Origin of the sequence: Luteimonas sp. J29, from assembly GCF_000472505.1 — a bacterium.
Taxonomy (GTDB): domain Bacteria; phylum Pseudomonadota; class Gammaproteobacteria; order Xanthomonadales; family Xanthomonadaceae; genus Luteimonas.
Genome location: NZ_KI421429.1, coordinates 92,081 through 105,579 on the forward strand (window position 1 = coordinate 92,081; position 13,499 = coordinate 105,579).

General features: G+C 72.2%; 12 protein-coding genes and 1 other RNA gene. 4 read left to right on the forward strand and 9 right to left on the reverse strand.

The genetic code is table 11. The features are described from left to right. Positions 1-15: 15 nt before the first annotated feature. Genes mraY through mraZ form a run of 7 tightly spaced genes read right to left on the reverse strand, consistent with a single transcriptional unit; the run spans position 16 to position 7,424 of the window. The gene (gene mraY / locus LUTJ29_RS0114735) at positions 16-1,101 is read right to left on the reverse strand and encodes a phospho-N-acetylmuramoyl-pentapeptide-transferase (protein ID WP_027073174.1); all 1,086 of its coding nucleotides are present in this window, start codon (positions 1,099-1,101) and stop codon (positions 16-18) included. Next, on the reverse strand, positions 1,091-2,479 hold the full coding sequence (gene murF, locus LUTJ29_RS0114740; protein ID WP_027073175.1) for a UDP-N-acetylmuramoyl-tripeptide--D-alanyl-D-alanine ligase: 1,389 nt from the start codon (positions 2,477-2,479) through the stop codon (positions 1,091-1,093). The genes mraY and murF overlap by 11 nt, the downstream gene beginning before the upstream one ends. Then, positions 2,476-3,963 (reverse strand): UDP-N-acetylmuramoyl-L-alanyl-D-glutamate--2,6-diaminopimelate ligase, encoded by a 1,488-nt coding sequence (locus LUTJ29_RS0114745; RefSeq protein ID WP_043741704.1) that lies wholly within the window; start codon positions 3,961-3,963, stop codon positions 2,476-2,478. The genes murF and LUTJ29_RS0114745 overlap by 4 nt, the downstream gene beginning before the upstream one ends. After that, complete coding sequence (locus LUTJ29_RS17760) at positions 3,960-5,765, reverse strand: penicillin-binding transpeptidase domain-containing protein (protein ID WP_051323068.1); 1,806 nt, start codon at positions 5,763-5,765, stop codon at positions 3,960-3,962. The genes LUTJ29_RS0114745 and LUTJ29_RS17760 overlap by 4 nt, the downstream gene beginning before the upstream one ends. Next, a complete protein-coding gene (ftsL, locus tag LUTJ29_RS0114755; RefSeq protein WP_027073177.1) occupies positions 5,762-6,025 on the reverse strand; it encodes a cell division protein FtsL in 264 nt (87 codons plus the stop codon). Before ftsL ends, LUTJ29_RS17760 begins: the two co-directional genes overlap by 4 nt. Next, the gene (gene rsmH / locus LUTJ29_RS17765; RefSeq protein WP_043741706.1) at positions 6,022-6,981 is read right to left on the reverse strand and encodes a 16S rRNA (cytosine(1402)-N(4))-methyltransferase RsmH; all 960 of its coding nucleotides are present in this window, start codon (positions 6,979-6,981) and stop codon (positions 6,022-6,024) included. Before rsmH ends, ftsL begins: the two co-directional genes overlap by 4 nt. Next, entirely contained in the window at positions 6,978-7,424 is a 447-nt protein-coding gene (gene mraZ / locus LUTJ29_RS0114765; RefSeq protein ID WP_027073178.1) for a division/cell wall cluster transcriptional repressor MraZ, read from the reverse strand. The genes rsmH and mraZ overlap by 4 nt, the downstream gene beginning before the upstream one ends. A 346-nt stretch (positions 7,425-7,770) precedes the next feature. Between mraZ and LUTJ29_RS0114770 the strand changes: the two genes are divergently transcribed. Both LUTJ29_RS0114770 and LUTJ29_RS0114775 read left to right on the forward strand, forming a co-directional pair. Beyond that, entirely contained in the window at positions 7,771-8,148 is a 378-nt protein-coding gene (locus tag LUTJ29_RS0114770) for a metalloregulator ArsR/SmtB family transcription factor (RefSeq protein ID WP_027073179.1), read from the forward strand. After that, positions 8,145-8,690 carry an SRPBCC family protein gene (locus tag LUTJ29_RS0114775; RefSeq protein ID WP_027073180.1) on the forward strand — a complete coding sequence of 182 codons (546 nt, stop codon included), beginning with the start codon at positions 8,145-8,147 and terminating at the stop codon, positions 8,688-8,690. The genes LUTJ29_RS0114770 and LUTJ29_RS0114775 overlap by 4 nt, the downstream gene beginning before the upstream one ends. Positions 8,691-8,957: 267 nt before the next feature. Here LUTJ29_RS0114775 and rnpB read toward each other — a convergent pair. Further along, positions 8,958-9,329, reverse strand: an RNA gene (rnpB, locus tag LUTJ29_RS18235) — RNase P RNA component class A. Positions 9,330-9,472: 143 nt separating this feature from the next. Between rnpB and LUTJ29_RS0114780 the strand changes: the two genes are divergently transcribed. Beyond that, complete coding sequence (locus tag LUTJ29_RS0114780) at positions 9,473-11,407, forward strand: LTA synthase family protein (RefSeq protein ID WP_027073181.1); 1,935 nt, start codon at positions 9,473-9,475, stop codon at positions 11,405-11,407. Between the two features lie 24 nt (positions 11,408-11,431). On the opposite strand, the gene rsmI is transcribed toward LUTJ29_RS0114780, so the two are convergent. After that, on the reverse strand, positions 11,432-12,271 hold the full coding sequence (gene rsmI, locus LUTJ29_RS0114785) for a 16S rRNA (cytidine(1402)-2'-O)-methyltransferase (protein ID WP_043741708.1): 840 nt from the start codon (positions 12,269-12,271) through the stop codon (positions 11,432-11,434). 81 nt (positions 12,272-12,352) lie between these two features. On the opposite strand from rsmI, the gene LUTJ29_RS0114790 reads away from it, so the two are divergent. After that, on the forward strand, positions 12,353-13,498 hold the full coding sequence (locus tag LUTJ29_RS0114790) for a penicillin-binding protein activator (RefSeq protein ID WP_232221229.1): 1,146 nt from the start codon (positions 12,353-12,355) through the stop codon (positions 13,496-13,498). The last annotated feature ends 1 nt before the right edge of the window (position 13,499 follow it).

Sequence of the window (13,499 nt, forward strand, 5' to 3'; positions counted from 1 at the left end):
CGGCGGTCACGGCCATCAGCGCACCTTCAGCGTTGCAAGGCCGACCAGGACGAGGATCACCGAGATGATCCAGAAGCGCACGATCACGCGCGGCTCCGGCCAGCCCTTGAGCTCGAAGTGGTGGTGGATGGGCGCCATGCGGAACACGCGCTTGCCGGTGAGCTTGAAGCTGGCGACCTGGATCATCACCGACAGCGTCTCGATGACGAAGATGCCGCCCATGACCACCAGCACCAGTTCCTGGCGCACGATCACGGCCATCGTGCCGAGCACCGCGCCCAGCGCCAGCGCGCCGATGTCGCCCATGAACACCATCGCCGGGTAGGTGTTGAACCACAGGAAACCCAGGCCCGCGCCGGCGATCGCGGCGCAGATGATGGTCAGTTCGCCGGCGCCGGGCACCGGCGGGATCTGCAGGTAGCGCGAGAACTCGGCGTGGCCCGAGGCGTAGGCGAACACCGCGAGGCCGCCGGCGACCAGCACCGTGGGCATGATCGCCAGGCCGTCGAGGCCGTCGGTGAGGTTGACCGCGTTTGAGAACCCGACGATCCAGAAGTAGGCGATCGCCACGAAGCTGATCCCCGCCAGCGGCAGCGCCACCGACTTGAACAGCGGCACGTAGAAGGTCGTCGCCGCCGGCACGTCCGCGTACAGGAACAGATACAGGCCGGCGGCGAGACCGAAGATCGACTGCAGCAGGTACTTCCAGCGCGACTTCAGGCCGTTCGGGTCGCGCCTGACGATCTTGATCCAGTCGTCGTACCAGCCGATCGCGCCGAAGGCCACCATCACCAGCAGCACCACCCACACGTACTTGTTGCGCAGGTCGCCCCACATCAGCACCGCGGCGCTGACCGTGATCAGGATCAGCGCCCCGCCCATGGTCGGGGTGCCGGCCTTGGAGAAGTGCGACTGCGGGCCGTCCTGGCGGATCGGCTGGCCGCCCTTGTACTGGGCGAGCTTGCGGATCACCGCCGGGCCCCACCACAGCGACAGGAACAGCGCGGTCAGCGCGGCGAGGATGCCGCGGAAGGTCAGGTAGCCGAACAGGCCGAACAGGCCCTCGTGCTGCTGCAGCCAGCGGGTGAGTTCAAGCAGCATCGTGTTCCCCCGTTTCCGGCAGCAGTGCGTCGACCACGCGGTCCATCGCGCTGCCGCGCGACCCCTTCACCAGCACCCGCACGCCGGCGTGCAGGTCGACCCGTAGCGCGTCGACCAGCGCGCCGTGGTCGTCGAAGTGTCGCCCGCCCTCGCCGAAGGCCTCGGCCGCGGCGCGGCTCAGCGGCCCGATCGCGTACAGGCGCGCGATCCCCGCGCGGCGCGCGCGGCGGCCGGCCTCGGCGTGCAGCGCCTCGCCGTCCGCGCCGAGCTCGCGCATGTCGCCGAGCACCAGCCAGTTCTCGCCCGCGGCGGCGGCCAGGGTGTCGATGGCGGCGTTGAGCGAACCGGGGTTGGCGTTGTAGCTGTCGTCGATCAGCATCGCGCCGTTGGCCAGGCGATGGCGCACCAGGCGCCCCTTCACCGGCTCGGCTTCCGACAGCGCCAGCGCGATCGTGTCCAGCGGCACGCCGAGCGCAAGCGCGACCGAGGTCGCGGCCAGCGCGTTGGCGACGTTGTGGCGACCCGGCAGCGGCAGGCGCACGCCGACGCTGCCGGCCGGCGTGGCCAGGGTGAAGCGCGACTCGCCGTCGCCGCATTCGACCTCGCGCGCGGTGACGTCGGCGCTGGCTTCCAGGCCGAAGCGGATGATGCGCCGGCCCTGGGCCCGGCCGGCGAAGTACGGCGCGAAGGCGTCGTCGGCGTTGATCACCGCGGTGCCGTCGTGCGGCAGCGCCTCGTAGATCGCGCCCTTGGTCTCGGCGATGCCCATCAGGCTCCGCATGCGCTCCAGGTGCGCCGGGGCGACGTTGTTGACCACGGCCACGTGCGGGCGCGCGATCGCGGTCAGGTAGGCGATGTCGTCGCGCTTGCCGGCGCCCATCTCGTAGATCGCGACATCGACGTCGTCCGGCGCCTCGATCACCGACAGCGGCAGGCCGATCTCGTTGTTGCGGTTGCCGGGGTTGGCGTGGGCGCGCATGGCGCGCGAGGCGATCGCGAGCGCCAGCTGCTTGACGCTGGTCTTGCCGTTGCTGCCGGTGATGCCGACCACCCGGCCGCGGCGGCCGCGCTGGATCGCGGCGGCCAGCGCGCCCAGCGCGCGCTCGGTGTCGGCCACCAGCACCTGCGGCAGCGGCGCGTCGACCTCGCGCGAGACCATCGCCGCGCGCGCGCCCTGCGCGGCGGCGGCCGCGACGTGGTCGTGGCCGTCGAAGTTCACGCCCCGGAGCGCGATGAACAGCGCGGCGCGGCCGTCGCGCGCGTCGAGGGTGCGGGTATCGGTCTCGACCGCGTCGATCAGCACGTCGGCGGCGGCGCCGGCGCCCACCAGGCGGCCGCCGGCCCACTGCGCGATCCGGGAGAGCGGCAGCGGCTTCATCGCGCGGTCTCCGCCAGCATCGCGTGCAGCGCCTCGCGCGCGACGCGGGTGTCGTCGAACGGGTGCTTGACCCCGGCGACTTCCTGGTAGTCCTCGTGGCCCTTGCCGGCGACCAGGACGATGTCGCCGGCGCGCGCGCGCGTGATCGCGCCCGTGATCGCGGCGCGGCGGTCGCGCTCGACCCGCACCCGCTCGGGGTGGGCGAAGCCGGCCATGATCCCTGCGACGATCGCGTCGCCGTCCTCGTGGCGCGGATTGTCGTCGGTGACCACCACCTCGTCGGCCAGGCGCTCGGCGATCGCGGCCATCACCGGGCGCTTGCCGGCGTCGCGTTCGCCGCCGCAGCCGAACACGCACACCAGGCGGCCCTGCAGGTGGTCGCGCAGCGACTGCAGCGCCTGTTCCAGCGGGTCGGGCTTGTGCGAGTAGTCGACCACCACCAGCGGCCGGTCGCCGCCGCCGAGCCGGTTCATGCGCCCCGGGATCGGCTGCAGCCGGCCGAGCGTGGCGGCGATGCCGTCCGGGTCGTGGCCCAGCGACTGCATCACCGCGGCCACCACCAGCAGGTTGTCGATGTTGAACCGCCCCAGCAGCGGCGAGGACACCGGCCAGCTGCGGCCGGCCATGTGCAGGGTGAAGGACAGGCCGTTGCCGTCGAGGACCACGCCGGTGGCGCGGACCGCCGCGTCCGCGGCGCCGCGGGCGCTGGTGCCGAGCACCTCGAGCGAGTCCGGCAGGGCCGGCAGCAGTCCGCGGCCGAAGGGGTCGTCCAGGTTCACCACCGCCGCGCGCAGCCCGGGCATCGCGAACAGGCGCGCCTTGGTCGCCCCGTAGTGCGCCATGTCGGGGTGGTAGTCGAGATGGTCCCGGCTGAGGTTGGTGAACACGGCCACCGCGAAGTGCACGCCGTCCACGCGCCCCTGGTCGAGCGCGTGCGAGCTGACTTCCATCGCCACCGCGTCCATGCCCTCGTCGCGCAGTTCGGCGAGCAGCGCGTGGGTGGTGAGCACCAGGGGCGTGGTGAAGCCGGTCGGTCGCGGGCGGCCGTAGGGGCCGGCGCCGAGGGTACCGATGGTGCCGGCCCGGACGCTGTTGAGTTCCAGCGCCTGCGCCAGCAGCTGCACGGTCGAGGTCTTGCCGCTGGTGCCGGTGACGCCGATCGTGGTCATCCGCGCCGAGGGGCGGTCGTGGAAGGTGTCGGCGAGCTGGCCCAGGCGCGCGCGCAGGCCCGGCACCGCGATCGCCCCGGATGGAGGCGGCGGGACGTCGCCGGGTACCGGCGGCTCGAACAGGATCGCACTCGCGCCGGCGCGGCGCGCCTCTTCGGCGAAGTTCAGGCCATGGCGGCCGAAGCCGGCCACGGCAATGAAGGCGTGGCCCGGCTGCAGTTCGCGGCTGTCGAGCGCGAGCCCGGTGACCACCAGGCCTTCCGGGATCCCGGCCACGTCGGGCAGCAGGCCGGCGAGCGGCATCGAGCGCCTCATTGCCCGCCTCCCGCCTGCGCCGCGGCGCCGTGCACGCGCGCGCGCCGCGCCTCGTCGGCCGCCTGCGCGGCCAGCCAGGTGTCGATGTCGTCCGGCGGCACGTCCATCAGCCGCAACGCGCCCTCCATCACCCGCGCGAACAGCGGCGCGGACACGTAGCCACCGCCGTAGGTCGAACCGCCGGCGGACGGATCGGGGTCGTTGACCACCACCGTCACCGCGAAGCGCGGCTTCTCGACCGGCACCAGCCCGGCGAAGTAGGCGACGTACCGGCGCGAGTAGCCGCCGGCGGCGGACTTGCGCGCGGTGCCGGTCTTGCCGGCGACGTGGTAGCCGAGGATCGCGGCGCGGGTCGCGGTGCCGCCCGGCTCGGTGACCGTCTGCATCATCCGCATCACCTTCGCCGCGACGTCCTCGTCGAGCACGCGCACCGCCTCGCCGCTGTGCCCGCCCTTGACGAAGGTCGGCGTCACCATCAAGCCGCCGTTGCCGATCGCCGCGTAGGCGCGCGCGATCTGCAGCGGGGTCACCGACAGGCCGTAGCCGTACGAAAGCGTCTGCTTGTGGGTGCCGCTCCAGCGGTCGGGCGTGGGCAGCGTGCCGGGCGCCTCGCCGGGGAAGCCGCTGCCGGTGCTGGAACCGAAACCGAAGCGGCGCAGGAAGGCGTCGAACTGGCGGTCCGGGATCAGCCGCACGATCTTCGACACGCCCACGTTCGAGCTCTTGGTGATGACGCCGGTGACGTCGAGCACGCCGTAGTTGCGGAAGTCGGTGGTGCGGTACTTGCCGTTGGGGATCCAGCCGGGATTGGTGTCGATGCGCGTGGCCGGCGTGATGACGCCGGCCTCGAGCCCCGCGGCCACGGTCAGCGGCTTCATGGTCGAGCCGGGCTCGAACAGGTCGGTGACCGCGCGGTTGCGGTAGGCGTCGCGGTTCTCGCCGCTGACCTTGTTGTTGTTGTAGGACGGCAGGTTGGCCATCGCCAGCACTTCGCCGGTGGCCACGTCCAGGATCACCACCGAGCCGCTCGCGGCGCGGGTCTCGAGCAGGGTGCGCTTGAGTTCGCGGTAGGCGAGGAACTGGATCCGGCGGTCGATGCTCAGCACCAGGTCCTTGCCCGGCTCGGCCGGGCGCACCAGATCGACGTGCTCGACGATCCGGCCGTGGCGGTCGCGGATCACCTTCTGCAGGCCGGGCTTGCCGCGCAGCCACTCGTCGAAAGCCAGTTCGACGCCTTCCTGGCCCTGGTCGTCGATGTTGGTGAAGCCGAGCACGTGCGCGACCGCCTCGCCCTGCGGGTAGAAGCGGCGGAACTCGCGCTGCGAGAACACGCCCGGGATCTTCAGCGCCAGGATCTTCTGCGCCACCGCCGGGTTGATCCGGCGGTGCCCGGGCACGTACATGAACTCCTTGTCCTTGCGCTGCGAGACGTAGCGCGTGAGGTAGTCCAGCGGCAGGTTGGTGGCCTCGGCCAGGCGCGCGATCGCCTCCGGGTCGTTGGCCAGCTCCTGCGGGTTGGCCCACAGCGACTCGACCGGCGAGGACACCGCCAGCGGCTCGCCATTGCGGTCGGTGATCATGCCGCGCGAGGTCGGGATCGGCACCTCGCGCAGGAAGCGCGCGTCGGCCTTGCGCTGGTAGAAGTCGTTGTCCACCAGCTGCAGGTCGACCGCGCGCACCACCAGCGCGACCGCGCACAGGCCCATCGCGCCGGCGACCAGCATCAGCCGCCCGCGCAGGTTGAACTGCGCGCGCGGACGCGGCTTCTTGGCGCTGCCGGAGGCGCTGCGCACGAACCTCATGGCCGCACCACCACGATCTCGCCGGTGGCCGGGAACCGCATGCCCAGGCGCGTGCGCGCCACCTGGTCGATGCGGTTGCTCTCCGCCCACGTGGCCTGCTCGAGCTGGAGCCGGCCGAACTCGATGTCCAGCTCGTCGCGCTCGCGCTCGAGCCGGGTCAGCTGCACGTACAGTTCGCGGTGCTGGTGGCGCGCGTGCACCACGCCGATCGCGGTGATCACGTTGGCCACGACCAGCACGATGATGGCCAGGCGCATCATGGACGCGCCTCCTGCGCCGCCGGGAGCTTCTCGGCCACGCGCAGCACCGCGCTGCGGGCGCGCGGGTTGGCGGCCAGCTCGCGCTCGTCCGCCTTCCGGGCCGCGCCCACCGCGCGCAGGGTCGGCGCGAAGCCGGTGGCCTCGGGCAGGCGGCGGTTGCCCGGCGGCGCCTTGGCGCGCGCGGCGATGAACTGCTTGACGATGCGGTCCTCGAGCGAATGGAAGCTGATCACCGCCAGCCGCCCGCCCGGGCGCAGCGCGTCGTGGGCCGCGTCGAGGCCGCGCTCGAGGTCCTCGAGCTCGCGGTTGACGTGGATCCGGATCGCCTGGAACGAGCGCGTGGCCGGGTGGGTGTCGCTGCGGCCGCGAGGCACGACCGAGGCGATCAGCTCGGCCAGTTCGGCGGTGCGGGTGAGCGGACGTTCGCGGCGGCGGGCGACGATCGCGCGCGCGATCCGCCGGCTCATCCGCTCCTCGCCGTAGGTCCACAGCACGTCGGCGATCTCGCGCTCGTCGGCGCGCGCCAGCCACTGCGCCGCGCTCTCGCCGGAATCGGGGTCCATGCGCATGTCGAGCGGGCCGTCCTTGCCAAAGCTGAAACCGCGCTCGGCGACGTCGAGCTGCGGCGAGGACACGCCCAGGTCGAGCAGCACGCCGTCGAGGCCCTGGCGGGCCAGGTCCCACGCGCCCATGTCGGCGAAGCTGCCGCGGCGGATCGCGACGCGCGCGTCGGCGCCGAACGCGCGCCCGGCCTCCGCAATCGCTTCGGGATCCTTGTCCATCAGCAGCAGCCTGCCTCCGCTACCCAACCGCTCCAGCACGCCGCGCGCGTGGCCTCCGCGCCCGAACGTGCCATCCAGGTAGGTTCCGTCCTCCAGCACCCGCAGCCCTTCCATGACCTGCTCGAACATCACCGGAAGGTGCGCGGACCGGGCTTCCGCGCGCCCCTCCGTCACAGCTGCAGCTCGACCAGGTCGTCGCCCAGGTCCGCGTCGCCAAGCGTCTGCCGGATCTGCGCGAGGTGCGCCTGCTCGCTCCAGAGCTCGAACTTCTCGCCCATGCCCACCAGTACCGCCTTCTTCTCGATGCCGACCGCGTTGCGGTGGCTGGCGGGGATGCCGATGCGGCCGTTGGCGTCGGGCTCGACGAAGGTGGCCGCGCCGACCAGCTTGAGCTGCAGCTGGCGGTTGACCGAACGGGTGCGCGGGAGCGCGTTGACCTGGTCGCGCACGCGCTCCCACACCGGGTAGGGATAGATGTAGAGGCTGCCGGACTCGAACGGGTTGTAGGTCACCACCAGGCGGTTGCCGCCGACGTCGGCCACGAGGTCCCGGTAACTGGTCGGGATCGCCAGCCGGCCCTTGTCGTCGATCGTGATGGCGTTTTCGCCCTGGAACACCAATGCCTGCCCGGAGGTGCCCGTCTTCGGCGGGCTTCAGACCTGGAAAACCACAAAAAACCCGGTTTCCCCACGAAGCGCCACCTTATGACCCGTCCGTAACGATGTCAACAGCTTTGCCGTCGAAATTTCATTAATCGGGTCAATAACTTGCGTGACACTTCACGAAGTTGCTCAAGGCTTATCCACAAGATGCTGATAAGTCTCAAATTTTGAGAATCGGCCCTTTGCAGCCCCTGCACGGGCCGCCCCCAGGGGCGCAACGCAGCTGCATGCTGCGTCGCAGCAACGGCCATTGTAAACCTCTCGGTTGACATTTGCGGCGCAGCGGCGGATATTCAACCGCATGATTGAATATCCCTCCCGGCTCGACGGCGTGTTCCACGCCCTGTCCGACCCCACCCGGCGCGCGATGCTGGCCGCCCTGGCCGGCGGCGAGCGCAGCGTGGGCGAACTGGCCGCGCCGTTCGACATGTCGCTGGCCGCCGCGTCCAAGCACATCCGCACCCTCGAGCGCGCCGGGCTGGTCCGGCGCACGGTCCAGGGGCGCACCCATCGCTGCGCCCTCGATCCCGGCCCGCTGGCCGAGGCCGACGCCTGGCTGCGCCGCTACGCCAGGTTCTGGAGCGCGCGCCTGGACGCCCTCGAATCCCTGCTCCGCGACGGCGATCCCGACGATCCCGCCACCCTCCCCCCCAACGACCCAGGAGAACCCGAGCCATGAGCGATCACGGCACCCTCGTCGCATCCGGCACCCTGCGATTCCGGCGCCGCCTGCCCGGCCCCGTCGAACGCGTCTGGGCCTACCTCACCGAACCGGACAAGCGCCGCCGCTGGCTGGCCGGCGGCCCGATGGACCTGCGCCCCGGCGGCGCCGTCGAACTGCGTTTCCGCAATGCCGAGCTCGCGCGCGACGACGATCCGGCGCCGGACAGGTACCGCGAGGCCGGCAATGCCGGCACGGTCCGGGGAGACATCGTGCGCTGCGAGCCGCCACGCCTGCTCGCCTTCACCTGGGGGAGTGCAGCGGATGCGCCGGAACCGGCCTCGGAAGTCACCATCGAACTCGAACCCGATGGCGACGACGTGCTGCTGACGCTCACCCACCAGCGCCTTGCCGAGGGCGCGCAGACACTTGCCGTCGCCGGCGGCTGGCACACCCACCTCGACATCCTCGGCGACGTGTTGCGCGGCGACGAACCGCGTCCGTTCTGGCGCACCCACGCGCGGGTCGAAGCCGAGTGCGCGGCGCGCGGCCTGGGTTGACGATGCGCATGCGCGCTGCCGTCGGCCGCATCGCCGGCGACGGCGCGACTGCATTCCACTAGACTGCCCGGCATCGGAAGGCCCATCGGGCGCGCGCAGCGATGCTGCCACCACGTCCCGGCGGTGCGGGAACCAGCGTTCCACGCCCAGCGGCATGGCGAGAATTGTCATCCATGCCCATCCGGCTGGCAGTGTCCACCGTCGTGCCAGCGCCGGGCACCCCAACTGCAGGCCAGGCGTCGGAGTGGTCGCGTCCATCGAAGAAGGTGGCGGAGCCGGCCTGTAAGCCGGGTTCTGTCGTGGACAGCCATTCATCTGGGCGCACCGTCACCGGTGCGCTCGAGCAACCTACCCGGAGACGCCGCGGGCCACGGCACTGCCTCCCTATTTGGTCTTGCTCCCGGTGGGGTTTGCCGTGCCGGCCTGTTGCCAGGCTCGCGGTGCGCTCTTACCGCACCATTTCACCCTTGCCCGCACCCTGCCGTCCGGAGACGGCCGGGCCGCTGGCGGTATCTTTCTGTTGCACTTTCCGTCGGCTCGCGCCGCCCAGGCGTTACCTGGCACCGTGCCCTGTGGAGCCCGGACTTTCCTCGGCATCGTTCCGCGAGGGAGCGACGACGCGGCTGTCCGGCCGACTCCGCCGCGGCGATTGTCGCACGACGCGGGACGGTACCAATCGCTCGCAGCGAAAAAGGGCCAATCGATGGTGTTCAGCGTAGTGAAAGGCTGATGACGACGCAGCGTTCTATCCTCGGTGCGGGCTCCGCTCTCCCCCACTGCCGATGACGTCCCCCCTGCGTCGAGGCGGGCTGCGCACGCTTGCTGCGCTCCATGGCCGCCTCCTGTTCCTCGCTGGACTCGCCGCCGCCTACTGGCTGGGCCTGTTCGGCTTCGCCCTGCCTGACGGCGAGGGCGCCGGCCGCACCCTGGTGCGGATGGCCGGCAACATCGTCGAACTCTGGTTCATCGGCCTGCTGCTGGCCGGCTGCATGCGCATGGCCGCACGCGGACGCGCACGTCCGGCGTGGCTGGCGCTGTGCTGGGCGATCGCCGGCCTCGCCTGCGCCGGCTACCTGGTCCAGGCGTACTCGCTGCACATCTCCGGCAATTTCCTGACCGCGCTGGCGCTGCAGAACGGCGACTCGGCGCAGTTCCTCTTCTCGAAGCGGCTGATGCTCGCGGTCGCGCTGGCGCTGCTGTGGTGGCTTGCGTTCTGCTGGTCGACGCTGCTGCCGCGGCCCGCGCAGGCGCCACGTCCGCTCAACGGCGAGTGGCTGCGCCGCGGGGCCTATGCCGGCAGCCTCGGCATCGCGATGCTGCTCGTGGCCTATCTCGCCACGCTGCAGCGCAAGGCCCCCGCGCTCGAGCCCGGGTTCCGGCAGACGCCGCTGGCCGCGCTCGCGGTCGCGGCGTACGACGCATCGCAGGCCGCCCCCGACGCGTCTTCCGGGGCGGTCGCGGTGGACGTCGAGGCGTGCTTCGCCTGGCCGGCGCAGCACGAGGAGTTCCCGTTCCAGAAGAACGAGATCTACCGCGAGCGGCTGGCGCGCGCGCCCGACGCGCCACCGGGGCGGCCGAACATGATCGTGCTGATGTCCGAGGGCGTGTCGGCACGCATGCTCGGCGCCTACGGCGGCGAGTATCCCGGACTCACGCCGAACTTCGACCGCGTCGCCGCCGAGTCGATGCGCGTGGACAACTACTTCAACCACACCGCGGCCACCTACCGCGGCGTCGGCGGCCAGATGACCTCGGGCCTCATGGCCTCGGGAGGCGCGGGACAGAACGGATGGGAGCGCGTGCCCGATCCCAACGCGCTCACCACCACCCGCCGGCAGACGGTCCCTGCGCTGCTTTCGGCCGCCGGCTGGGAGACGTTCTTCCTCGCGCCGCACCCGGAGACCAAGCCGTTCATCCTGATGCTGCGCTCGATCGGGTTCGGCCAGGTCTACTCGCGCCACACCATCGGCTCGGACCTGCTCGGGCGCGAACTCCCGCTGCGCGGGCGCACCGCCGCGATCGAGGACCAGAGCCTGTTCGAAGGCCTGCAGGCGCTGCTGGAACGGCGCCTGCAAAGCGGCGAAGACAAGCCGTTCTTCATCATGCTCTACAACATCGGCACCCACGCCATGATCCCGCCGGGACCGGTGCGCTACGCCGGGCACGACAATCCGGTGCTGGACAAGCTGCACAACTACGACGCGGCGTTCGGGCAGTTCCTGGACTGGTTCGACCGCAGCCCGTACGCGCGCGACACGATCCTCGTCGTCACCGCCGACCATTCCACCTATCCGGAGCCGGCCTACCGCAAGGTCGCCGGGAGCGACTTCCGCCCGTTCTTCGTCGACCGCATCCCGCTACTGGTCCGCGACCCGTTCCACCGGCTGCCGGAGACGCTCGACGCCGACGGCCGCAACTCGCTGGACCTCGCCCCGACCCTGCTGCAGCTGCTCGAGGCCCCGCAGGCGCCGAACAGCTTCCTGGGCCGCTCGCTGTTCGAGCCGCGGTCGATGCCGCTCGGGATCGCGTGGACGGCGCCGGAACGCTTCTTCCTCACCACCCGCGAAGGCGTGCGCAGCCACGGCCAGATCCCGCCCGAGCTGGCGGAGCAGTTCGGCTGCCAGCAGGAAGTGCTGCGGCGCTACCTGCAGGCCGAGGCCGACAACCGCATCTTCGATCCCGGTCGCGCCCGCAATACGGCCATGGGCCAGCGTTGACGCGCCGGCCGCGCGCCGGGCGCCTCAGCCGCCGTAGAGCGCCTTGCGCGGCGCGCCGGTGATTTCGGCGGCGAGCTTCGCCGCGACCGAGGGCTTGAGTTCGGTCGAGAGCAGCGCGTACACGCGCCGGCCCTCGGCCAGCCGCGCGGCGCCGTCCTCCCCGGCGCCCTCGACCACCACCACGAACTCGCCCTTGCGCTGGTCGGCATCGTCGCGGACCCGCGCGTGCAGCCGCGCGAGGGTGCCGTCGAGCACGGTCTCGAACATCTTGGTGAGCTCGCGCGCGAGCACGGCGCGGCGGTCTTCGCCGAACGCGGCCGCGGCGTCGGCCAGCATTTCCTCGATGCGGTGCGAGGATTCGTAGAACACCAGCGTGCGCGCTTCGCCGGCCAGCACCGCAAGGCGCTCGCGGCGCGCGCCCGCCTTCGCCGGCAGGAAGCCCTCGAACACGAAGCGGTCGCTCGGCAGCCCGGCCACGCTCAGCGCGGCGACCATGGCGCAGGGCCCCGGGACCGGGCTGACCCGGATCCCGGCCTCGCGCGCCGCCCGCACCAGGCGGAAGCCCGGGTCGCTCACCAGCGGCGTGCCCGCGTCGCTGACCAGGGCCAGCGATTCGCCCGCCTGCAGCCGCGCCACCAGGCGCGGCGCCATCGCCTCCTCGTTGTGCTCGTGCAGGGCCAGCAGCGGCGTGGACACGCCCAGCTGCGACAGCAGCTGGCGGGTGTGGCGGGTGTCCTCGGCGCAGATGGCGTCCACCGAGCCCAGCACCTGCCCGGCACGCGGCGACAGGTCGCCCAGGTTGCCGATCGGCGTCGCCACCACGTGCAGCACGCCGGCGACGGTTGCGGCTGGATCGGTCGGCATCGCCCCTCCACGGTCTGACGGTAGAATCGGGACATTGTCCACCCGTGGGGCCCGCAGATGCGGCAGAAGTCGAAAGCGATGTTGGGCGCGGCCCTGGCGGCCATGCTGGCGGGCTGCGCCTCGGTGCAGGTGGGCCCCCAGGTGGCGACGACCGCGCCCGAGCCGGTCAGCTCGCACTGGGCGTTCGGCGCGGACCGTGCCGGCCCCGGCGACGGCGACGGTTACCGGCCGCCGCGCCGGCTCGCGGTGCTGCTGCCGATGACCGGCCCGCTCGCCACCGCCGCCGGCCCCGTGCGCGACGGCCTGCTCGCCGCCTACTACGGCGAGCGTCGCGACAGGCCCGAACTCGTGTTCTACGACACTGGCGGCACGATCTCGGGTGCGGTGGCCGCGCGCGACCGCGCGGTCGCCGAAGGCGCGGACCAGATCCTCGGCCCGCTCGGCCGCGACGAGGTGTCGGCACTGTTCAGCGCCCCGCAGCCGGTGCCGCTGCTGGCGCTCAACCGCGGCCACCAGGCGCCGCCGGAGAACGCCGCCGACTTCTCGCTCGCGCCGGAGGACGAAGGCGCCGCCATCGCCACGCGCCTGCTCGCGCACAATGCGCGCCGGGTGCTGGTGCTGAGCAATGGCGACGACCACGCGGTGCGCGCGGTGGCCACGTTCCGCGAGGCGTTCGAGGCCGCGGGCGGCACGATCGTGTCCACCCTGGCCATCACCGGCGAGGACCCGGGCGACCAGTCGCCCGCGTTGCGCACGGCAGCGACCAGCGAGGGCGGCGTGGACGCGGTGCTGGTCGCGCTGCGCGGCAGCGAGGCGCGCCTGGTGGTGCCGCAACTGTTCGCCGCCGGCCTCGGCAACCGCCTGCGCGTGGCCACCTCGCAGCTGGCCTCGGGCACGGGCAATGCGGACGACGACCGCGCCCTCGACGGGGTCGTGTTCGTGACCGAGCCCTGGACCGCCAGCGGCCACCCCGGCCTGCCCTCGGCCGCCACGCTGGCCGAACAGCTGCCCGCCACCCGCGGCCCGGCCGCGCGGCTGTTCGCCTTCGGCCACGATGCCTGGCTGCTCAGCACCCGCCTGCCGCAGCTGGCGGCGCGCCCCGACGCCACGATCGAGGGCGCGACCGGGCGCCTGTCGATGACCGGCGACGGCCGCGTCCTGCGCACGCCCGCCTGGGCCACCTTCAGCGGCGGCCTGGTGACGCCGGTCGCGGACACCGCCCGCTGAG

What these genes read in the sequence shown, in the direction of transcription:
- LUTJ29_RS17760 (WP_051323068.1), bottom strand. Translation starts at nt 5,765, where the DNA reads ATGAGGTTCGTGCGCAGCGCCTCCGGCAGCGCCAAGAAGCCGCGTCCG.
- mraY (WP_027073174.1), bottom strand. Translation starts at nt 1,101, where the DNA reads ATGCTGCTTGAACTCACCCGCTGGCTGCAGCAGCACGAGGGCCTGTTC.
- ftsL (WP_027073177.1), bottom strand. Translation starts at nt 6,025, where the DNA reads ATGATGCGCCTGGCCATCATCGTGCTGGTCGTGGCCAACGTGATCACC.
- LUTJ29_RS0114775 (WP_027073180.1), top strand. Translation starts at nt 8,145, where the DNA reads ATGAGCGATCACGGCACCCTCGTCGCATCCGGCACCCTGCGATTCCGG.
- LUTJ29_RS0114780 (WP_027073181.1), top strand. Translation starts at nt 9,473, where the DNA reads ATGACGTCCCCCCTGCGTCGAGGCGGGCTGCGCACGCTTGCTGCGCTC.
- LUTJ29_RS0114770 (WP_027073179.1), top strand. Translation starts at nt 7,771, where the DNA reads ATGATTGAATATCCCTCCCGGCTCGACGGCGTGTTCCACGCCCTGTCC.
- rsmI (WP_043741708.1), bottom strand. Translation starts at nt 12,271, where the DNA reads ATGCCGACCGATCCAGCCGCAACCGTCGCCGGCGTGCTGCACGTGGTG.
- LUTJ29_RS0114745 (WP_043741704.1), bottom strand. Translation starts at nt 3,963, where the DNA reads ATGAGGCGCTCGATGCCGCTCGCCGGCCTGCTGCCCGACGTGGCCGGG.
- murF (WP_027073175.1), bottom strand. Translation starts at nt 2,479, where the DNA reads ATGAAGCCGCTGCCGCTCTCCCGGATCGCGCAGTGGGCCGGCGGCCGC.